Origin of the sequence: Neorhizobium descurainiae (assembly GCF_051400715.1) — a bacterium.
Lineage (GTDB): Bacteria > Pseudomonadota > Alphaproteobacteria > Rhizobiales > Rhizobiaceae > Neorhizobium.
On sequence record NZ_JBLFFK010000001.1, the window covers coordinates 276,342 to 297,869 of the forward strand.

16 protein-coding genes are annotated in these 21,528 nt (G+C 64.5%); 10 read left to right on the forward strand and 6 right to left on the reverse strand.

The genetic code is table 11. The annotated features are described in order from the left end of the window. Positions 1 to 5: 5 nt before the first annotated feature. The gene (locus ACMGE0_RS01275) at positions 6 to 1,076 is read left to right on the forward strand and encodes an ABC transporter ATP-binding protein (protein WP_436814045.1); all 1,071 of its coding nucleotides are present in this window, start codon (positions 6 to 8) and stop codon (positions 1,074 to 1,076) included. Between the two features lie 2 nt (positions 1,077 to 1,078). Here ACMGE0_RS01275 and ACMGE0_RS01280 read toward each other — a convergent pair whose 3' ends face one another. From ACMGE0_RS01280 to ACMGE0_RS01295, 4 genes are all read right to left on the reverse strand, one after another. Beyond that, a complete protein-coding gene (locus tag ACMGE0_RS01280) occupies positions 1,079 to 1,699 on the reverse strand; it encodes a nucleoside triphosphate hydrolase (protein WP_436814046.1) in 621 nt (206 codons plus the stop codon). Positions 1,700 to 1,747: 48 nt separating this feature from the next. Then, entirely contained in the window at positions 1,748 to 4,057 is a 2,310-nt protein-coding gene (locus ACMGE0_RS01285) for a xanthine dehydrogenase family protein molybdopterin-binding subunit (protein WP_436814047.1), read from the reverse strand. A 336-nt stretch (positions 4,058 to 4,393) separates the two neighbouring features. Beyond that, positions 4,394 to 6,118, reverse strand: a complete 1,725-nt coding sequence (locus tag ACMGE0_RS01290) for a M28 family peptidase (RefSeq protein ID WP_436814048.1) — start codon at positions 6,116 to 6,118, stop codon at positions 4,394 to 4,396. Positions 6,119 to 6,388: 270 nt separating this feature from the next. Then, complete coding sequence (locus ACMGE0_RS01295) at positions 6,389 to 7,189, reverse strand: IclR family transcriptional regulator (protein WP_436814049.1); 801 nt, start codon at positions 7,187 to 7,189, stop codon at positions 6,389 to 6,391. Positions 7,190 to 7,473: 284 nt separating this feature from the next. Here ACMGE0_RS01295 and ACMGE0_RS01300 point away from each other — a divergent pair, with 284 nt between their 5' ends. The 9 genes from ACMGE0_RS01300 (at position 7,474) to ACMGE0_RS01340 (ending at position 19,425) form a co-directional block, all read left to right on the forward strand. After that, positions 7,474 to 9,126 carry an ABC transporter substrate-binding protein gene (locus ACMGE0_RS01300; RefSeq protein WP_436814050.1) on the forward strand — a complete coding sequence of 551 codons (1,653 nt, stop codon included), beginning with the start codon at positions 7,474 to 7,476 and terminating at the stop codon, positions 9,124 to 9,126. 114 nt (positions 9,127 to 9,240) lie between these two features. Further along, entirely contained in the window at positions 9,241 to 10,218 is a 978-nt protein-coding gene (locus ACMGE0_RS01305) for an ABC transporter permease (RefSeq protein WP_436814051.1), read from the forward strand. Next, positions 10,211 to 11,125 (forward strand): ABC transporter permease, encoded by a 915-nt coding sequence (locus ACMGE0_RS01310; protein WP_436814052.1) that lies wholly within the window; start codon positions 10,211 to 10,213, stop codon positions 11,123 to 11,125. Before ACMGE0_RS01305 ends, ACMGE0_RS01310 begins: the two co-directional genes overlap by 8 nt. Further along, positions 11,122 to 12,138, forward strand: coding sequence for an ABC transporter ATP-binding protein (locus ACMGE0_RS01315; protein ID WP_436814053.1), 1,017 nt, complete (start codon positions 11,122 to 11,124; stop codon positions 12,136 to 12,138). The genes ACMGE0_RS01310 and ACMGE0_RS01315 overlap by 4 nt, the downstream gene beginning before the upstream one ends. Further along, positions 12,135 to 13,124: an ABC transporter ATP-binding protein gene (locus tag ACMGE0_RS01320; protein ID WP_436814054.1), complete on the forward strand. Its 990-nt coding sequence runs from the start codon at positions 12,135 to 12,137 to the stop codon at positions 13,122 to 13,124. Before ACMGE0_RS01315 ends, ACMGE0_RS01320 begins: the two co-directional genes overlap by 4 nt. Positions 13,125 to 13,136: 12 nt before the next feature. Beyond that, entirely contained in the window at positions 13,137 to 14,144 is a 1,008-nt protein-coding gene (locus ACMGE0_RS01325) for an NADPH:quinone reductase (RefSeq protein ID WP_436814055.1), read from the forward strand. Beyond that, entirely contained in the window at positions 14,141 to 16,027 is a 1,887-nt protein-coding gene (locus tag ACMGE0_RS01330) for a hydantoinase B/oxoprolinase family protein (protein ID WP_436814056.1), read from the forward strand. Before ACMGE0_RS01325 ends, ACMGE0_RS01330 begins: the two co-directional genes overlap by 4 nt. Continuing rightward, positions 16,014 to 18,050, forward strand: coding sequence for a hydantoinase/oxoprolinase family protein (locus ACMGE0_RS01335; RefSeq protein ID WP_436814057.1), 2,037 nt, complete (start codon positions 16,014 to 16,016; stop codon positions 18,048 to 18,050). The genes ACMGE0_RS01330 and ACMGE0_RS01335 overlap by 14 nt, the downstream gene beginning before the upstream one ends. 1 nt (position 18,051) lies before the next feature. Further along, positions 18,052 to 19,425 (forward strand): M20/M25/M40 family metallo-hydrolase, encoded by a 1,374-nt coding sequence (locus ACMGE0_RS01340; RefSeq protein ID WP_436814058.1) that lies wholly within the window; start codon positions 18,052 to 18,054, stop codon positions 19,423 to 19,425. A 209-nt stretch (positions 19,426 to 19,634) separates the two neighbouring features. Here the strand turns inward: ACMGE0_RS01340 and ACMGE0_RS01345 are convergent, their stop codons facing one another. Together ACMGE0_RS01345 and ACMGE0_RS01350 are read right to left on the reverse strand one after the other, a co-directional pair. Next, positions 19,635 to 20,630 carry an MDR family oxidoreductase gene (locus ACMGE0_RS01345; protein ID WP_436814497.1) on the reverse strand — a complete coding sequence of 332 codons (996 nt, stop codon included), beginning with the start codon at positions 20,628 to 20,630 and terminating at the stop codon, positions 19,635 to 19,637. 44 nt (positions 20,631 to 20,674) lie between these two features. Beyond that, on the reverse strand, positions 20,675 to 21,427 hold the full coding sequence (locus tag ACMGE0_RS01350) for a FadR/GntR family transcriptional regulator (protein ID WP_436814059.1): 753 nt from the start codon (positions 21,425 to 21,427) through the stop codon (positions 20,675 to 20,677). Positions 21,428 to 21,528: the final 101 nt, after the last annotated feature.

Below are 21,528 nucleotides of genomic sequence, written 5' to 3' on the forward strand. Positions count from 1 at the left end.
CATCCATGGCCTCCGTCACACTGTCCAACGTCAAAAAATCCTACGGCTCGCTGGAAATTATCCATGGCGTGAGGCTCTCGATCGAGGATGGCGAGTTCATCGCGCTGGTCGGCCCGTCGGGATGCGGAAAATCCACGCTTCTCAGGATGATCGCAGGACTTGAGGAGATCACGGAGGGCGATGTCCTCATCGGTGGCAAGGTCGTCAACGAGCTGACGCCGCGCGAGCGGAACATCGCCATGGTCTTCCAGTCCTATGCGCTCTATCCGCATATGACGGTGGCCGAGAACATGGGCTTCAACCTGCGCCTTTCCGGCGCGCCGAAGCCGGTCATCGCCGAACGGGTCAACGAGGCGGCGCGCATGCTCGATCTCGTGCCCCTCCTCGACCGCAAGCCAGCGCAGCTTTCCGGCGGCCAGCGCCAGCGGGTCGCCATGGGGCGGGCAGTCGTCCGCAACCCGGCCGTCTTCCTGTTCGACGAGCCGCTTTCCAACCTCGATGCGAAACTGCGCGTGCAGATGCGCTCCGAGATCAAGACGCTGCACCAGAAGGTGGGTACGACCTCGATCTACGTGACCCACGACCAGATCGAGGCGATGACGCTCGCCGACCGCATCGTCGTGCTCAACCAGGGACGGGTGGAGCAGGAGGGCACGCCGATGGAGCTCTACAAGACGCCGGCGAACCTCTTCGTCGCGGCCTTCATCGGCTCGCCGGCGATGAACATCCTCGACGGCACCGTCGATGGCGAGGGTGGCGAAGCGGCGGCGCGCCTTGGCGACGGCACGGCGATCCGCATCGCGCCGGACCGCAAGGTGAAGCGCGGGCAGGCGATCAAGATCGGCCTGCGCCCCGAACACCTGAGCCCCGGCACGGGCGGGACCGCGCTGGCCGGCCAGACGCTGCTGGTCGAGCCGACCGGGGCGCAGACGCATGTGGTCTTCGACCTTGCCGGCCAGCCGGTGACGGCGATCGTAGACGGCGAATATCCGGCCCGCTATGGCGCAAGGTTCGAGGCGAACATTCCGGCGGAGCAGGTGCATGTCTTCGACCGCGAAAGCGGCGTCGCGCTGTAATTTCAGAACGTCTCGAGCCGGATGTCGGCGGGGCGGGAGTTGGCGATGATGAAGCGGCCGTTCGGCAGATCGTTGCCGTCGAGCTTCCAGGCGATGGCGGCCTCGTCCAGCCCGTAATGCACCCAGCGGGCTGTCAGGCGCTCGCGTAGCACCTCTTCCTCGGGGCCGACGAAGATAGTGAGGTCGAAAAAATCCGCGAGCCGCGACCAGGGAGCGGCATCGATCAGCAGGTAGTTGCCTTCCGCAAGCACGATACGGGTCTCCGGCGAAATCGGCCGCGCCGAAGCGATGGCGATCTCGCGCGAGCGGTCGAAGACCGGCACCAGCACTTCCTCGTCCGCCTGCCGCACGGCACGGAGGATATCGGCAAAGCCGCGGACGTCGAAGGTTTCCGGCGCGCCCTTGCGGCGCAGCAGGCCGCGGGCTGCCAGAATGCCGTTGTCCATGTGGAAGCCGTCCATCGGCAGGACTTCGGCGGTTTCGCCACGCGCCAGCAACGCCTGGTGCAGCGCATCCGCCAGCGTCGACTTACCCGCGCCGGGGGGACCGGCGATCGCGACGACGAAGCGCCGTTTGCCCCCGGCGCGGGCGATGACGGTTTCAGCGATTTCATCCAGATTCATCGTCCGGAACCCTCAGGCAGACTCAAGTCGGGCGTTTGATCGTCTCCGTCATATGCCGGCTTCGGCCGATTTCAAAGCTTTCCAGATCCTGTAGGGCGTTGCTGGCATGTCGAATTCCTTGACGCCTGCCCGGCGCAACGCATCGATCACCGCGTTCATCAGCGTCGGCAACGCGCCGGTCGTGCCCGCTTCGCCGCCGCCCTTGGCGCCGAGCACGTTGGTGGGCGAGGGCACCGGCATGTCGAAGAAACGCGGCGTCGGCATGAAATCCGCCCGCGGCATGAAATAGTCCATGAAGGTGGCGGTCAGGAGCTGGCCGCTGTCGCTGTCATAGACGATCTCTTCGCCGAAGACCTGGCCGGCGCCCTGGGCGAGGCCGCCATGCATCTGGCCTTCGAGAAGCGTGTGGTCGATCACGCGGCCCGCGTCGTCGACGCCGACATACGAGACGACCTTCGTCTCGCCGGTGCCGGGATCGATCTCCACTTCGGCCACATGCACGCCGCCCGGAAAATTGCGCTCCGGCTGGATCGAGGCCAGCGTGTCGAGCGCATTGCCGTCCGGCGTAACGTTGCGGGCGGCGAGTTCCATGAGCGAGACCGAAAGGTTGGTGCCGGCGACCTTGTAATGGCCGTGGTCGAATTCGATGTCGTTTTCCGAGGCTTCCAGCGCTTCCGCGGCGAGCTTGAAGCCCTTCTTCACCACCTCGCGCGAGGTGACCGTGAGCGATGCGCCGTGCGAGGCCATGGTGCGGGAGCCCATCGTGCCGGCGCCTTTCAGCCTGTGAGGCGCCTTCGCGCTGTTGGCGCGGAGCGTGATCAGGTTCTCGTCGACGCCGAGTTCCCTGGCGACAAGCCGCGGCAGGACCGTCTCATGGCCCTGGCCGGCGGAGCCGGAGAGCGTGTAGAGCGTGATCGTGCCGTCGGCCTCGAAACGGATTTCCGTTTCCTCCGGCAGATGGCCGCCGCCCGAGGGCTCGATGAAAATGCCCATGCCGATGCCGCGCAGGTTGCCGCGGCTTTCGGCCTCCTTGCGGCGCGTCTCGAAACCCTTCCAGTCGGAGATCGAGAGCGCTTCCTCCAGCATGGCGACATAGTTGCCGCTGTCATAGACCGTGGTCGGCGTCCGGTAGGGATAGGCATTGTCCGGGATCAGGTTCTTCCGCCGGATTTCGACCCGGTCCATGCCGATGTCGGCTGCTGCCTGGTCGACCAGCCGTTCCACCATGTAGTTGATGTCGGGACGACCGGCGCCGCGATAGGCGGCGATGGGTGAAGTATTGGTGAAAGCGAGCCTGTTGAGGCCGAAAACGACAGGAATCCTGTAGCAGCCCGTCCCTGTCAGCATGGGGTTCAGCACGTTGATCAATGCGCCCGGCGGCGAATGATAGGCGCCGAGATCGCACACGACGTTGATGCGCATGCCGAGGAACTCGCCGGCCTCGTTCATGGCGAGTTCTCCGGTGAGCTTCACTGCGCGGCCGTGGTAATCGGCAAGAAAACTCTCGGTGCGGCTGGCGGTCCAGCGCACCGGGCGACAGAGCTTTCGCGCGGCGAGCATGATCGCCGCATATTCCGGATAGGCAGCGCCGCGGATGCCGAAACTGCCGCCGACATCGCCCATATGGTGCCGGACCTTTTCCGGCGGATGGCCGGTGAAGCGCGCAAGCCCATCGGCAAGGCCCGTGCCCTGGCTGGCGGAATAGACGTCGAAGACGTCAGTCTCCGGGTCATAGGCCGCCATGAAGGACTTGAGTTCGAGGGGGTTGGCGGCGACACGCTGCGATTCGACGGTAAGCTTCGAGATATGGGTGGCCTTGGCGAAGGCCTCGTCAGTTGCGGCCTTGTCGCCGAAGCCGTGCAGGAAGACCAGATTGCCGGGCACGTCGTCGAAGAGCTGCGGCGCATCCTCTTCGAGCGCCGCTTCGGCATCGACGACCGCCGGCAGCTCCTCGTATTCGACGGAGATCAGTTCGGCCGCATCGGCGGCAGCCTCCGCGCTGTCGGCAACGACCAGGACGACCGGCTCGCCGACGAAACGGACGCGGTCTGTGGAAAGGGCATGGCGGATCGGCGCCCTGATCGTCATGCCGCCGACGCCGGGGAATGAGACCAGCGGGCCGGGGGCGATCAGCTTGGCTTCGAGCGCATCCTTGCCCGCCAAAACGAGATGAACGCCGGGCGCCTCCAGCGCCGCTTCCACGTCGATCGAAACGATGCGCGCATGCGGCTGGTCCGCCCTCAAAAACGCGGCGTAAAGCTGTCCCTCCAGTGCCTTGTCGGCGGTGTAGGCGCCTTGTCCGGTAACAAGCCTTATGTCTTCCCGGCGGCCGGTGAAGACCTCATGATTGTTGCTCAAAAAAACGCACTCCCCCGGCGGACACAAGCGATCGGTATCAGCCTCGCTGACATCGGCCGTGACGCTAAGGCAGGAGTTCCGATTTGACAATGTTCTGTCATCCCGCCGGGCAGAATAGATGCAAGCCCGCACCGAAAAATCGGCACGAGCAAGACTGCTGACAAAGGTTCGAAAATCTCTGATCGTCATGCTCGGGGCCTATCCCGAGCATCTGCAAACCATCGACGTTTATAGATCCTCGGCACAAGGCCGAGGATGACGCCGTGTAAGACGCGAGGTTTGTCATCAAGCTGCCCGCGACGAGAAAATCAGCGCGGGCTTTCGTCCGTCGTCCGGTCAACCGGCGGAGCGGACGAGCTCCTCGGCCTGGCGAAGCGCCGCGATGACGCGGTTCTGGCCGCGGACGAGCTGCGTCCTGGCGAAGCCATGCTTGGCCGGATCGAGCTTGTCGAAATCGGCGGCCGTCGAGAGCGCCGGCAGTTCCGGGATCGGCAGGGCCGGATCGTGGCGGAAACGCTGTTCGCGGGTGTAGTTCAGCGGCACGAGTATGCGGGCGAGGCGCTGGATCACGCGGTTGGCGTTCCTGGCCTCCACCTTGCCGCTGTCGATGCCGGCATAGAAGGCGGCCAGAGCGTCGGCGATCTGCTCCACCGCCTTGCGGGTCGGGGAGAGGTCGAAGCGGTCGCCGGCCTTCTTCTGGTAGATCTCGACCGTGTGGAGGAATTCCCGTGCCGTCGCGCGCCAGTCGAAGGGCAGGATTTTCGCGTTGGCATTGCGCAGCACGGCGAGCAGGTAGACCTTGATGTCGCGCAGCAGGATATCCTTGTCGGCGATCTCCAGCGTGTCGTTCTCGGTATGCCAGGCGATGTTGCCGCCGCAGCCGCCGACCGTGTAGTAGCCCTTTTCCTCGCGGTCGCGGTCGGCCATGGTCGAGGAGAGCATCAGGTAGCTCGAAAGGCCGATATTGTTGAAGGAATAGTCGCCGGCGCGGTGCGGGCGCTCGCCTTCGGCCTTTTTGCCGGCCACTTCCTCGATGACGTCGGAGAGGAAGGCCTCCGTCTCGCTCATCATGCAAAGGTTGATGAATTCCGTCGCCCAGCGGCAGCCGGGGCTGTCGCAGTTCACCGAGGCGACGCAGTTCTCGTCGAGGTCCAGCGCGAAGTTGTCGGAAAACCAGGTGGAGCCGGCATAACGGCCGGTCGAGTGGCCCGGCCACCAGCAGATGCGCACCGAACGCTTCAGCTTGTCGCGATTGGCCCAGAGCACGCGGGCGATTTCGAGGAGGGTCGCGTCGCCGGTGGCATTGTCGCCCACGCCGACGTCCCAGCTATCGAGATGTCCGTGCAGCAGTATATATTTTTCCGGCTCATCCGTCCCCTTGACGAAGACTTCCGGCAGGGTGGACGTGAACCAGCCTTCCTCCATGTCCGTGAAGACGGTGACCTCAGCGCCGCTCCCGGCGAGCTCGATCAGTGCATCGCCGCTCTCGCGATTGACGGCGACGGCCGGAATGGAGGGTTTGCGCGGCAGGTCGTCGAGGTCGGGCGTGCCCCAGACGGTGGTGCAGATGCCCCAATGGATGTCGATGCCGGGATTGATGGCGATGACGCCGATCGCGCCGAGTTCTGTGAATTGCGAGACGAGACCCGGATTGGCGAACCCTTCCGACAGCACGATCTTGCCGCGCACCCGGGCGGCGAGGTTGTCGGTGTCTTCGACGGCCTTCTCGAACATGGTCGAGATCGCCTTCGGCTGATGACTGCTGATATAGACGAGCTCGCCCTTCACGCCGGCCTTGGCGTCCTTGGCGTAAGCCGGCGGCTTGGCGCGAAACGTCTTGCCGCCCGCTTCGACGCGGGCAAGCCCCGGCAGGCTGAGATAAAGGCTCGGCTCGTGCATGGTCACCTCGACACCATGCTTCCTCAGCCGCGCGGCCACTTCGTCCATGCCGCGGTTCACATCGGCCGGATGTTCGCGCTTGTAGGTCGCGAAGCTTTCGATCAGCGCCCAGGGTTCATCCAGCTTCACCGCTCCCAGAACGGCGGATTCGATCTCGTTCATCTCCGGTACTCCCCATCTTGTTTTATCAGATGAAACATCGTTTCATAAAACATAAAAACGCTAACAGAGGTTTCCGGACCCCGCAAGCGGGTTCGGAGGGCAAGAAATCGCACTGAACGAAACGGGCGCTAAAGCGCCCGTGGATTTTCCTGGCGAAGCTAGTTTGCAATTTGCGTCATCCTCGCCCTTGTGGCGAGGATCTAACCCCGTTTGATGTGGACAGATTCTCGGGACAAGCCCGAGAATGACGGAGGAGGGGGTGTTGTGCCTCTAAGCCATTGATTTAACGCGGTCATTCTCACCAGGGCCGTGGATCGACAGGCGTTCGGAAATTTCCGCCGCGGCATCGAGCGCCGCCTTCAGATAGGTTTCCCGGCGCTCCTCGTCGAAGCGGACCACCGCGCCCGCGACCGAGATCGAGGCGATCACGGCTCCGTCGGCGCTGCGGATGGGCGCGGCCACCGAGAAGGCGCCGTCGTCGAGGTCGTTGAGCACGATGTTGTAGCCGTTGGCCCGGATGCGTTCGAGCACTTGGCGCAGCTTGGCGCGATCGGTGACCGTATGCGGCGTGAAGGCTTCGAGGGGCTGGGCGAGCACCGTGTCGACAACAGACGGATCGGCATAGGCAAGCAGAAGCAGCGACCCGCCGCCCGCATGCAACGGCCCGTTGCGCCCGGCCTGGGCGAAAAGCCGGATGGAATGATAGCCCGCGCGGGTGGCGAGCACGTAACTTTTCAGCCCTTCCCGGATGACGAGATTGACGTTCTCCGACGTCTTGTCGCGCAGCGCGTCCATCACCGGCCGGGCAGCATAGAGCAGGGCGCCGTCCTTGCCGAGCCGCTCGCCGAGCACGCCGATGCGGTAGCCGAGCGAATATTCCGCGCGTTCCGGATCGCGCGATACGAAGCCGCGCTCCTCCAGCGTATGCAGCAGCCGGAAGACGAGCGACTTGGTCATGCCGAGGGATTTCGCCAGCGAGGTGACGCCCTGCTCCGGACGGTCGGCCAGCGCTTCGAGAAGGGCAAGCGCCCGGTCCACGGCCGCGATCTTGTAGTCTTTCGGTTCGGTCATCGGATGCGTCCTCCGTCATCTCAACACGGATTGCTTGAAGCTTCTTGCAATCTTCTGGGAATGTGATTTACTCGTTTGCAATGCGAAACGATGTTTCACAGAATAAAACATTGCGCGCCGCGATGCAATCGCTTCTGCGGCGCCGGCAATGAAGCTGTGGATTGAATGTCGTTTTCCGGTGCGTGCGATGCGTGCCGGAAGAAGATTTCGGGAATTCGCGAAGCAGGGGGAGCCAACCCCTTGCCAACAAAGAGAATAGTCAAACTATTCAGAGGAGAACGACAATGAAGTCCGTGTTGAAAAGTGCATTTGCAGCACTTGTGGTGACGGCCGCCGCTCTGCCCGCCTGGGCCGGCGATCCGATCCGCAAGATCACCCTCCTGAGCCGTCCGCAGGCCGGCCAGCAGGCGGAATTCCAGTCCGTCCAGCTCATTGCCCAGGAATGGCGCAAGCTCGGCCTCGACGTCGAGGTCAAGGCGATGCCGTGGGAACAGATGTCCGATGTCGTCTGGTACAAGCGTAACGACTGGGACTCGACCGCCTGGCAGATGGTCGGCCGTCCCGAGCGCTCCGATCCGGACGAGCTCATCTTCAACCTCTTTCATTCCTCGACAGCGGAGAACGGCTATAATTTCGCGGGCTATCTGAACAAGGATTACGACGCGACGGCCGAAGCGCAGCGCGGCGAGATCGATCCGGAAAAGCGCAAGGCGCTCGTCTACAAGGCGCAGGAGATCCTCAGCAAGGACCAGCCCTACATGATGCTGGTGCATCCGAAATCGACCTTCGCCTTCGACAAGACCGTCTGGAAGCCGGAATCGGTCGTCAACCAGAGCGGCATCGGCATCCGCAATACCTGGACCTTCCTGGGCATCGAGCCGGCCGGCGCCAAGAAGGACCTGATCATCAACTCCTCCGACAATATCAAGTCGATCAACCCGCTCTATATCTCGGGCAGCGTCGACAGCTGGATCACCGAACTCGTCTGGGACCGCCTGCTCCGCGTCGGCCCGGACGGCCTGCCCAAGCCGTGGGCGGCCGAGAGCTTCACCTGGAAGGACGCGACCACGGTCGACGTGAAGCTGAAGTCCGGCATGAAATGGCATGACGGCCAGCCGGTCACGCCGGAAGACGTCAAGTTCTCCTTCGAAGCGGCCGTCGGTGGCGAAGCGCCGATGTACAAGCCCTTCGGCACGAATATCGACTCGATCGCCATCAGCGGCGACGTCATCACCTTCAAGCTGATGAAGCCGGCCGCCTCCTTCGTCACCTCCAGCCTTGCCAAGATCAACCTGATCCCGAAGCATGTCTGGGAGCCGATCCTGAAGGACCTCGCCACCAAGCCGGAAACGGCGGAGAGCTACCAGGAGCAGATGCCGATCGGCTCCGGTCCGTTCAAGTTCGTCAGCTGGGCGAAGAACGAGTCCGTCACGCTTGCCGCGAACAAGGATCACTTCAATCCGCCGAAGGTCGACCGCTGGATCCTGCGCATCGTTCCGAATGCGGAAGCAGCACTCGGCATGCTGCGTTCGGGCGAGGTCAACTTCATGGGCGAGTTCACCGGCGATCCGCAGGTGCTGGTCAATGCCGCCCAGCAGGACGGCGATCTGGAAGTCGTCTCGACGGTCGACATGGGCTTCCGCTACATCGCCTTCAACGAACGCCGGCCGCCCTTCAACGACCCGGCGTTCCGCCGCGCTCTCTCGGAAGCGGTCGACCGCCAGCTGATCGTCAAGGCTGCCTATCGCGGTTTCGCGGTCGCCTCGAACTCCATCGTCTCTCCGGCGCTCGAATTCTGGCACGACAAATCGGTCGTCGAAAACTTCAAGGCAGGCCAGGCCATCGCCGCGAAGACCTTGAAGGATGCGGGCTACACGCTGGAAGGCGGCAAGCTCCACTACCCGGGCGACAACAAGGAAACGGTCGCCGCCAAGTGATCCTTCGGGAGGCGGCGGGCTCCTCCTGCGCCGTCTCCCTTTTTTCCCGACGCTTGAGATCGGCTTCTCCTCTCATTTCCCGCGAGGAGCCGAGCCAAGAGAAGGATTTTTCAGATGACCAATTTCAAGGCCGTGGGCAGCAGGCTGCTGCAGCTCGCTCTTGTCTTGTGGGCGGTGGTGACCATTCTCTTCCTGATGTTCCGGCTGATGCCGGGCAATCCGATGGCCGCCTATATCGACCCGACCTTCACGCTGGAGCAGCAACAGCAGCTCATGGCCCAGTTCGGCCTCGACAAGCCGCTCTGGCAGCAATACCTGATCTATCTCGGCAATCTCGTCCAGGGCGAGCTCGGCCAGAGTTTCCGCTACCGCGAGCCGGTCGGCCAGCGCATCTGGACCCTGCTGCCGAACACGCTGATCCTGACCTTCTCTTCGCTGATCATCGCCTACGCCTTTGGCATCCTCGCCGGCGCCTATCTCGCCTGGCGTCGCGGAAGCTGGGTGGAGCAGGCGGCCATTCCGATGGTGCTGACGACCCGCGCCATGCCGGAATTCTGGCTCGGCATGGTGCTCCTGGCGATCTTCTCCTTCTCGCTCGGCTGGTTTCCGGCAGGCGGCACGCGCGATCCCGGCGTCGAATATTCCGGCTTCCTCGATCTCTACACGTCGCGCGACTTCCTCTCGCATCTGGTGCTGCCGGCGGCGACGCTCGCCATCTACAGCCAGGGCCTGCCGCTCCTCCTCATGCGATCCAACATGCTGGACGTGATGAAGGAGGACTTCGTCACCATGGCTCGCATCAAGGGCCTTTCGAACTGGACGGTGGTGGTGCGCCATGCTGCTCGCAATGCGCTGCTGCCGGTGATGACCTCGTTTGCGATCGCCGTCGGCTATCAGCTTCAGGGCAATGTCGTGGTGGAATCGGTCTTCTCCTGGCCCGGCCTCGGCCGCGAGCTGGTGAATGCGGTCGCTTCCTCCGACTACCCGCTGGCGCAGGGCGCCTTCCTGATGATCGCGCTCGTGGTGATCTTCATGAACCTGCTTGCAGACCTGCTCTATGCCTTCCTCGATCCGAGGATTTCCCATGCCTGAGATCGCCATTCCCAAGACCATAGGCGTAAGAAGGCCTAATATCTTCGCCCGCATCTTCCGGGCGCTCAGGCTGCCGGTCAACGATCCGTTCGCGGTCGCCGGCCTCGTCATCTATCTCGTCTTCGTCGTGACGGCGGTGTTTGCCGACCAGATCGCCACGCATGATCCGACGGAAATCCTTTACACGCCTTCCTACGATCTGGCGGCGGACCTCCGGCCGGGGCAGGACGGTTTCCTGATGGGAACCACCAGCCTCGGCCGGGATATCTTCTCGCAGCTCGTCTACGGCAGCCGTTCGGCGCTTCTGATCGGCGTGACAGCGGCCTTCATGGTGGCGCTGATCGGCTCGTTCATCGGCCTCGTCGCCGGTTACTTCGGCCGATGGGTGGATGCGGTGCTGATGCGGCTCGCCGACATCGCCTTCGGCATCCCCTTCCTGCCCTTCGTCATCGTATTGGCCGCCTTCCTCCAGCCGTCCATCTGGAACGTCGTGATCGCCATGGCGCTGGTGCTCTGGCGCGACACCGCCCGCGTCATCCGCAGCCAGGTTCTGACGCTCAGGACCCGCGGTTATGTCGAGGCGGCGCGGGTGGCGGGCTCGTCCCACTTCAAGATCATCCTGCGCCATATCGCCCCGAACATCCTGCCGCTTTCCTTCCTCTACGGATCGATCGCGATCGGCTGGGCGATCCTCACCGAAGCCTCGATCAGCTTTCTCGGCTTCGGCGACCCGGATTCGATCAGCTGGGGCTACATGCTGCAGGATGCGTTCGCGAGCCAGGCGCTCGCCAAGCAGGCCTATTACTGGTTCGTGCCGCCGGGCGTCTGCATCATCCTCGTCGTCAGCGCGGGCTTCTTCATCACCCGCGGCTATGAAAACATCCTTTTCCCGAAGTTGAACCGATGAGAGAACCGCTTCTTTCCGTCAGGGACCTGCGGGTCAGCTATCAGGTGGGGCGCAATTTCGTCCACGCCGTGGACGGCGCGAGCTTCGATATCCCGAAAGGGTCCATCACCGGTCTCGTCGGCGAATCCGGCTGCGGCAAGACCACCGTCGCCCGGGCGCTGACGCGGGTGATCGCCGACAATGCCACGATCTCCGGCGGGCAGATCCTGTTCGACGGCAAGGACCTCGCGAAGATCCCCGAGAAGGAGATGAACGCGCTCCGCTGGCGCGATATCGCATTCATTCCTCAGAGCGCCATGAACTCGCTCGACCCTGTCTATACGGTCGAATACCAGCTCGGCGAAGTGCTGCGTCGCCGCGGCGGCATGAGCAAGGCACGGGCGAGGGCGCGTTCTGAAGAACTGTTCGAAATGGTCGGCATCGATCGCGGACGGCTTGCGGACTATCCGCACCAGTTCTCCGGCGGCATGCGCCAGCGCGTGGCGATCGCGCTTGCCCTGGCGCTCGACCCTAAGCTGATCATCGCCGACGAGCCGGTGACGGCGCTCGACGTCATCGTGCAGCGGCAGATCCTCGACCAGTTGAAGGAGCTGCAGACGCGTCTCGGTCTGTCGGTCATCCTCGTCACGCACGACATTTCCGTGGTTGCCTATATCTGCGACCGCACGGTCGTCATGTATGCCGGCAAGGTGGCGGAATCCGGCACGATGCAGGCGGCGCTGACCGCCCCGTCGCATCCCTACACGATGGGCCTGCGCAACGCCTTCCCGGATCTGCAGGGAGCGGCTTCCGGCGTGCTGACGCCGATCGAGGGGGCGCCGCCGAACCTCGCAAATCCCCCGGCCGGCTGCCGGTTCAAGCCGCGCTGTCCCTTCGCCCTCGATCTTTGCGGCTCGGAGCCGCCGGTCATCGACGTCGCGCCGGGGCATCCGGTGCTTTGCCACCGGGCATCCGAAAGCGCTGCCTTGCGTATCGAAGCCGCCAAGACGGAGACCTGGATGGCCCGCGCATGAATATTGCGACGAAGAAAGCCGACGTGCTCGTCTCCGTGCATGACGCCAGGCTGCACTACCATGTGGGCGGCGCCTTCGCGGCGATGCGCGGCAAGTCGACGGTCGTGAAGGCGGTCGACGGCGTCACCTTCGATATCCGCCGCGGCGAAAGCGTCGGCCTGCTCGGCGAGTCCGGCTGCGGCAAGACCTCGATGGGCCGGCTGCTGTTGAAGCTCGAGGAGACGACCGGCGGTTCAATCCATTTCGATGGCGAAGAACTGGGCAAGGTCCAGCGCAAGGGGTTGAAGGCATTCCGCTCGAAGGCGCAGCTCATCTTCCAGAATCCATTCGATGCGATCAATCCGCGTTTCAGCATCCGCGCGACGCTCTCCGAGCCGCTGGAGAATGCAGGCATCCCGCGCGATGAGCGGGAAGGCCGCATCATCAAGGCGCTCGAACTCGTCCGCCTGCCCGAGCCGGCGCAGTTCCTCGACCGTTATCCGCACCAGCTTTCCGGCGGCCAGTTGCAGCGCGTCGTCATGGCGCGGGCGCTGATCCTGCAACCGGAATTCGTGGTGGCCGACGAGCCGGTGTCGATGCTCGACGTTTCGGTGCGGGCGGGCGTGCTCAACGTCTTCCGCGACGTGCGCGACCGGCTGGGGTTGACGGCCATCTATATCAGTCACGACCTGGCGCTGGTGCGTTACGTCTGCGAGCGGACGATCGTCATGTATCTCGGCCGGATCATGGAAGACGGGCCGACCGAGGATATCGTCCACGAACCGCTGCATCCCTATACCAAGGCGCTGGTCGCCGCCGTACCGGTGCCGAACCCGAACCAGAGCCATGAACCGCTGCCGATCGGCCGTGGTGCGCCGGACCCGCGCAACCCGCCCTCCGGCTGCGTCTTCCGAGACCGGTGTCCGGCCGCCCATGCGCGCTGTGCCGCGGAGGTGCCACAGCCGCGGCCGGTCGGCTCACGGCTTGTCGCCTGTCATCTGTTCTGAGCGGAGGTTTCGATGTTAGCCGCCTCTTACACACATACCGGTCCCGCTGCGGAGGTCCTTTCGGTTGGAGAGATGGCCGCGCCGGTCGCGGCCCCCGGCGAGGTGCTGGTGCGGGTTCGTGCATCCGGCATCAACCCGGCCGATGTGAAGCGTCGCGCCGGCTGGCGCGGCATGGGGCTCGATCACCCGCTGGTCATTCCGCATACCGACGGCGCCGGTGAGATCGTGGCGGTGGGGGAGGACGTCGATCCCTCCCGCGTCGGCGAACGGGTCTGGATGTGGAATGCGCAAGGTGGGTATGGCGAGGCCGGCCGCGCCTTCGGCACCGCCGCCGAGTTCATCGCCATCGCCGCGCATCAGGCCGTCAAGCTGGCGGACAGTCTGAGCTATGCCGAAGGCGCCAATCTCGGCGTGCCGGCCATGACCGCCTATCGCGCCGTCTTTGCCGATGGGCCTGTCGCCGGCCAGACGATCTTCGTCAGTGGCGCCGCCGGTGCGGTCGGGCATTTCGCGGTGCAGATGGCGGTTGCCGGCGGCGCGCGGGTGATCGGCACGGTCAGCAATCCGGAAGCGGCCGCGCATGTCATGGAAGCTGGCGCATTCGCGGCCATCGACCGTAAGAAGGAAGACGTTTCGGCGCGCATTCTCGAACTGACCGAGGGCCGAGGCGTCGATCGCATCATCGAGGTGGATTTCGGCGCCAATCTGGAACTCGATGCGGCCGTTCTGAAGCGGAACGGCACGGTCGCTTCCTATTCGTCCAGCAGCAACCCCACGCCGACGCTTCCCTACTACGCTTTCGCTAGCAAAGGCGCCAATCTGCGCTTCATCCAGGGCTTTCTCATTCCGGAAGCCCAGCGGCTGGCGGGCGAGAAGATGATTGCCGAGTTGGCCGATGCCGGCAGGCTCAAGGTGGCGATCGGCGCGACATTTCCGCTTCACGACATCGCCAAGGCGCATGAGCGCGTCGAGCGCGGCAGCCTCGGCAATGTCGTCGTCCTGATCGGAGGCCAGTCATGAGCTCCCGATCTCTCCATTCCATTTCATCGATCGAGGATTCCAGCATGTATAATCCCAAGGAAAGCGACAGCGCGCCCCTGCGGACGCCGAAACCGGGAGGGGCCGTCTGCGATCCCGTGTCGCTCGAAATCATCCGCGGCGCGATCGCCGCTGCCCAGTCCGAAATGGAAGCGCTGCTCGAGCGTACCGCGATTTCCGCCTTCATCCGCGAGAAGAAGGATTTTTATACCGCGCTGTTCGATGCCGACGGCGTGATGGCGGTCGGCTCCATGGTGCCGATCTTCGGCGACATGACCGGCCCGGTCTTCGATAGTTTTCCCGCAGACACGATGAAGCCCGGCGACCTCTACTGGTACAACGACTGCTACGGGTCGCGCGGCGCCGTCTCGCATTCCAACGACCAGGTCCTGCTGGCGCCCGTCTTCAAGGACGGCAAGCGCTCGGCCTTCGTGATGAGCTGGGCGCATTTCGCCGATATCGGCGGCATGCGGCCGGGTTCCATCAGCCCCGATGCCACCGACATCTACCAGGAAGGCATCATCATTCCGGTCACCAAGCTGATCGACCAGGGCGTCACCAACGAGGCGACGCTGTCGATCTTCCACCGCAATTCCCGCTTCCCCGAGCAGAGCATCGGCGACATGCGGGCGCTGATGGCGAGCGTCGAGCTCGGCGTGAAGCGCATCGGCGAAATCCTCGACCGCTTCGGCGCCGATATCGTCGAGGATGCGCTGGCGCAGTTGCTCACCCGCACCCGCAAGCTGGTGCGCGCCAAGCTCGCCCAGACCTTCGATTACGGCACGCACAGCTTCACCGATGCGATCGATACGGATGGCCACGGCAACGGCCCGTTCAAAATGCGGTTCTCGCTGACCCGCGAGAAGAGCAGCGACGGCGAGGACAAGTTCACGTTCGACGCCACCCAATCCGACGATCAGGCGCCCGGTCCGGTCAATTTCCTGATGAACCGCGGCGTGCCGGGCATGGCGCTCGGCCTCTATTATCTGGGCGGCGATCCGGCGCAGGTCTGCAATGCCGGCGGTCCGCAGGCGCTCGACGATGTGAAGCTGCGCCAGGGCTCCTTCCTGCAGCCGAATTTCCCGGCCGCGCTCGGGATGCGCGGGTTGACCACCATGCGCGTGCTCTCGGCGCTCAATGGTCTCGTCAACACGGCGGGCGGCAAGGCGCCGGCCTCGAACTCGGCCTATGTCATCACCATCATGCGCGGCAATTACAAGGACGATGCGGGCGAACTGCAGCGTTTCCTGCTCGCCGACGGCATCGGCGTCGGTTACGGCGCCCGGCCGGAGGCGGACGGCATCGACGCGGTCTATTTCGTGGCGCAGGAAAACTATCCGGTCGAGTTCCTGGAAGTGGGCTATCCGGTGCGGCTCAGGACCTACGGCATTGTCAAGGATTCCGGCGGCGCCGGCCAATATCGCGGCGGCTGCGGGATCATTCGCGAATATGAAATCCTGGCGGAAGACATGATGCTTGCAGTCCGTATCGACAGCGTCAAGAACCCGCCCTGGGGCATCCACGGCGGCATGGGCGGTGGCACCGGCCGCGTCACCGTCAATCCCGGCCAAGAGAATGAACGCATCCTTGCGCCGCTTTCCGATGGCAACAGGCTGGTCAAGGGCGACATCCTGCGCATGGAGACCGGTGGAGGCGGGGGCTACGGCCATCCCTACGACCGCAAGCTGGACGCCGTCCTCGAAGACGTGCTCGGCGGTTTCGTCAGTGCCGAAGCGGCCCGGCGCCTCTACGGTGTCGTCATGAGCGGCAGCAGGATCGACGAGGCCGCTACCGCAAGCCTCCGCGCCACCCGCCCCGCCACCCGTGCATTCCATCGTCAGGAGTATGTCGATGTCCTCGCCTGAGCATTCTCTTTCCGTTGCGGTCGATATCGGCGGCACCTTCACCGACGTCGCCCTTCTCGACCGGAGAACCGGCAAGGTCTGGCGGGCCAAGACGCCGAGCGTGCCGTCCGATCCGTCCGAGGCCTTCCTGAACGGCATCCGCCTGGCGCTTGCCGATGCCAGCCGCGAAGCCGGCTCGCTCGGACAGGTGCTGCACGGCACGACCGTCGCCACCAACATGATCCTGGAAGACAAGGGTGCCCGCACCGCGCTCGTCACGACTCGCGGCTTCCGCCACGTGCTGGCGATCGGCCGGCAGGACATTCCCCGCAAGGCGAACCTCTATACCTGGGTGAAGCCGGAGCGGCCGGTGCCGGCCTCGCGCATCGTCGAGATCGATGAGCGGATTGCCGCCGGCGGTGCGGTGATCGATGCGCTCAAGGAGGAGAGCGTGCGCGCCGCTGCGGAAGCGATCCGCGGGATGGAGGTCGAGGCCGTCGCCGTCTGCCTGCTGCATGCCTTCGCCAATCCGGTGCATGAGAAGCGCGCGGCGGAAATCCTGCGTGAGGAACTGCCGCATCTTGCGATCACCACCTCGACCGACGTCCTGCCCGTTGTCCGCGAATTCGAACGCTCCCTGACGACGGTGCTGAACGCCACCGTCATGCCGGGCGTCACCACCTATGTCGGACGGCTGGAAAAGCGGCTGGAAGACGAGAAGGTGGCGGCGCCGCTGCTCCTCATGCAGTCTAACGGCGGTGTGGCGGGAGCGGCGACCATCCGCCAGGCCCCGGCGCTGACGGCGCTCTCCGGTCCCGCTGCCGGTGTGGTCGGCGCGCGGTCGGTCGCGGCCGCCTGCGGCATCAAGGACATCATCACTGTCGATATCGGTGGAACGAGCGCCGATATCTGCCTCATCAAGGATGGCAAGATCGGGCTCACCCAGCACGGCAAGGTCGGCGAGTGGCCGCTGCCGCTCCCCATGGTCGACATGGTGACGATCGGCGCCGGCGGCGGCTCGATCGCGAAGGTGAGCGACCACACGCTGTCCGTCGGCCCCCAGAGCGCCGGTGCACGTCCGGGCCCCGCCGCATACGGCCATGGCGGCGAGAACCCGACCGTCACCGACGCGCATGTCGTGCTCGGCCATCTGCCGGCCCGTCTTCTCGGCGGCCGCATGGCGCTCGACGTCGAAGCCGCACGCAAGGCTGTGGATACGAAGGTCGCGGGACCGCTCGGCCTTTCGACCGCCACCGCCGCGCGCGGCATTCTGGCGATCGTCGATAATCACATGGTCGGCGCGGTGCGCGTCGTCTCCGTCGAACGCGGCCACGATCCGCGCGATTTCACGCTGGTGCCCTTTGGCGGCGCCGGGCCGCTGCATGGCTGCTCGCTTGCGGAACTGCTCGGCATTTCCCGTGTCATGATCGCGCCGGCGCCGGGTATCCTCTGCGCCGACGGGCTGCTCGCCGCCGACCTCAAGGCCGAGTTCAGCCGCACGCTGCCGAAGGCCGGCGCGATCGATGTCGGCGTTGCGAACGGCATCATCGCCGATCTCAAGAAGCAGGCGGTCGCCTGGTTCGAGACGGAAGGCGTGGCCGAGAAGGACCGCCGTATGCAGACGGTCGCGCTGCTGCGTTATCACGGCCAGGGCGGCGAGCTTCCGGTCGTCTGGGGCGAAACCCGCGAAGCGGTGGAAGCCGCCTTCGCCGCCGAGCACAAGGCGCTCTACGGCTTCACGCTGGATACGGCGATCGAGCTCGTCACGTTGCGTGTCGAGGCTGCGGGCATGACGGTCGAGCCGCCGCCGGCGAAGCTCGAAGCGGGTTCGGTCGTCACACCGTTCGACCACGTTCCTGTGCATTTCGAAAGCGGCGCAGCCAGCGTTCCGGTCGTCGATCGTTCGACGCTCGGCGCCGGCGCCGCCTTCGCAGGGCCGATGATCCTCACCCAGCTCGATACGACGACGCTCGTGGCTCCGGGCTGGACCGGCACGGTTCACCCTTCCGGCGCTCTTCTTCTCACCCGAAAGCAGGAGGCGTGACATGACCGAGCAAAAGAGCGATCTGGAGCGCGTCTTCGCGCATATCGAGGAAAACCGCGAGAGCTTCATCGAGCGGGTGATGGATTATGTCCGCCATCCCTCGATCAGCGCCCAGAACAACGGCATCAAGGAAGTCGCGGCGATCCTCGTCGACATGCTCACGGGCATGGGCATGGAGGCCACCACCATTCCGACCAGGAACCATCCGATGGTTCTCGGCCGCATGGAAAAGCAGCCAGGCAAGCCGACCGTGCTGCTCTACGGCCATTACGACGTGCAGCCGCCGGAGCCCTACGAGCTGTGGCTGAGCCCGCCTTTCGAGCCGACGATCCGGAACGGCCGAATCTACGCGCGCGGCATCGGCGACAACAAGGGCCAGCATTTCGCCCAGCTCATGGCGCTGGAATCGCATCTGAAGGTGACCGGCGAACTGCCCTGCAACGTCATCTTCCTGCTGGAGGGTGAGGAGGAGATCGGCAGCCCGCATATCGCGGAATTCGTTGCCGAACATGCGGACAAGCTGGACGCCGATCTCGTCGTCACGTCGGACGGGCCGCTGCATGAGAGCGGACTGCCGATCATCACGTTTGGCGTGCGCGGCGTCGCCTCGTTCGAGCTGCGCTGCAAGACGGCCGATCGCGACGCCCATTCCGGCAATTTCGGCGGCGTCATGCCGAACGCGATCTGGAAGCTGGTGCATCTCCTCGCGACCATGAAGAACGAGCGCGGCGACATCACCATCGACGGGCTGCATGACGTGGTCGTGCCGCCGACCAACATGGAGCGCGAGGCGGTTTCCAAGCTGCCGCTCGATCTCGATGCGATCAAGGCCGATCTCGGCATCAGGGAACTCGACCAGCCGCTCGACCGCGGCTATTTCGACCGGCTGATGTTCCATCCGACGCTGACGATCAACGGGTTGCATGGCGGCTACGGCGGTCCGGGCCAGAAGACGGTGCTGCCTTGCGAGGCCTTCGCGAAGTGCGACATTCGCCTCGTCGAAAGCCTGACGCCGGACTACGTGTTCGAGAAGGTGAGGGCGCATGTGGAACGCCATGCCCCGGACGTGGAATTCGTGCCGCAGAACGCCATGCTGCCGTCGAAGACACCGATGGATAGTCCGTTCGCTTCGGTCATCCAGGAGGCGATCGTCGCGGCTCGGGGCGTGGAACCGTTGCTCTATCCGACTGTCGGGGGCTCGCTGCCGGATTACGTCTTCACCAAAATATTGAAAAAGCCTGCGTTTGTCGTTCCTTACGCCAACGCGGACGAAGCGAACCATGCGCCGAACGAGAACCTGAAGATCGATCTGTTCATCGACGGTATCAGGACAGGTGCGGCGCTGCTGACGAAGCTGGGCGAGATGAAGATGTGAGGCATTGAGGGTTGGCCCCCTCATCCGGCCCTTCGGGCCGCCTTCTCCCCGCTGGGGAGATGGTGTTTGCCGCGCCGTCTCTATCCCCTTCTCTCCCCTCGGGGGTCCGGAGGACGGGACGGGGCCGTCGACCCGTCCCCGGTTGGTGGCCGAGCAACGCGGAAGCCGGGTGAGGGGGCTTCGATCTCTGCCCGAGCTTTCCAGTGTGGTTACCGCGTCACATCGATCACCACCCGGCCCCGCACCTTCCCCGCAATAATATCCTCCGCCAGTTGCGGCAGGTTGGACATGGGCTCTACGGTCGTCATGCTGTCGAGCTTGGCCTTGTCCAGATCGCGGGCGAGGCGTGCCCAGGCGGAAAGCCGCTGCTCACGGGTGGCGATGACGCTATCCACGCCGATCAGGGTCACCGCACGCAGGATATGCGGCAGCACGGTGCCGGGAAGGTCGGCACCGCCGGCGAGGCCGCAGCAGGCAATCGCGCAGCCGCGCACGGTCTGGGCGAGCGCGTTGACGAGAGTGGTGGAGCCGACCGAGTCGATGCCGCCGGTCCAGCGTTCCTTTTGCAGCGGGCCGCCCTTTTCGGCCAGTGTCGCGCGGTCGATGAAGTCGGTGGCGCCGAGGGAGGCGAGATAATCATGGGTTTCCGGTCGGCCGGTGGAGGCCGTCACGATATAGCCGCGCGCCGCGAGCAGGGCGATCGCCACCGAACCGACGCCGCCGGCCGCGCCCGTGACCAGGACCTCGCCTTCGCCGGGCCGGATAGAGCCCCATTTCTCGAGCGCATCGACGCAGAGCGCCGCCGTATAGCCGGCCGTGCCGATCGCCATGGCCTGTTCCATCGTGAAGGCGTCTGGCAGGCGGATCAGCCATTCCGGTTTGACGCGCTGGTAGCGGCCATAGGCGCCCCATTCGGTCTCGGAAAGGCCCCAGCCGTTCAGCACCACCTTGTCGCCCGGCTTCCATTCCGGCGAGCGGGATTCGACGACCGTGGCGGAAAGGTCGATGCCGCCGACCATCGGCATGCGCCGGGCGATGCGGCCCTTGCCCGTGATGGCGAGCCCGTCCTTGTAGTTCAGCGTCGAATAGGCGATCTCGACCAGCACCTCGTGATCGGGAAGATCGGCGACGGAAATTTCCCTGAATGCGCCTTTCGGCTTGCCGTCGGCGGCATCGATCACCATTGCCCTGAAGGCCTCGGGCACTCTGAAGGTTCCGGTCATGGCATCTCTCCGATTTTGCTGATGAATTAGGCGGAAGCCTGGGCTTCGCGTTTGGCCCGGGCGTCGAGCACGGCGGCATAGCTTTCGCGCACATAGGCGAGCAGCCGGGCAAGCGCATCGGCAGCCTTTTCATCCTGACGATCGTGCACCGCGGCGAGGATTTCCCGGTGCAGCGAGGCGACGTGCCGGCGCTCGCGCACCCGGAAGACGATCATGTTGGTGATCGGAATGAAGGCCTCGATGACGGTGTACATCATCAGCTTCAAGGGGCCGTTGCCGGTCGATTCCACCAGCGCGCGGTGGAAACGCACGTCCGAGGCGCAGAAGTCCTCGTCGCTGATCGTCTCGTCCTGCTGCACGGCGATCTCCGCCGCCATGGCGGCGAGATCGGTTTCGCCGCGGTTTTCGCAGGCGAGCCGGCAGCAGACGGTTTCGGTCTCAAGCCGGGCGGTGATGATCTCCTCGATGTCGAAGGCGCCGACGCCGACGAGCAGGGTGGCCGCGCCGGTGATCGCCTTGGAGAGACCTTCCGGGTCGGGCCGCTTGACGAAATTGCCGCCGGCAGGGCCGCGCTTCGAATGGATGAGGTTCTGGGCGGCAAGGCGTTTCAGGGCCTCGCGGACGGTGGGGCGGGAGATGCCGAAGCTGCGCGCCAGCTCTTCCTCGGTCGGCAGGCGCTCATCGATCTTGAGCCTTCCGTCCATGATCGCCGAGCGGATATTGTCGGCCACCTGCCTGGCGATGCCGGTGCGGACAACCTCGTCGTATTTGAGGATCATGCTACCCTTCCCCACATGTCTTGGCCATGTCTCCTACCCAGACATTGATGCCATGGCGAAAACCAAAAGGCTACTGCTTTTTAAATATAGGTTTGACAAAT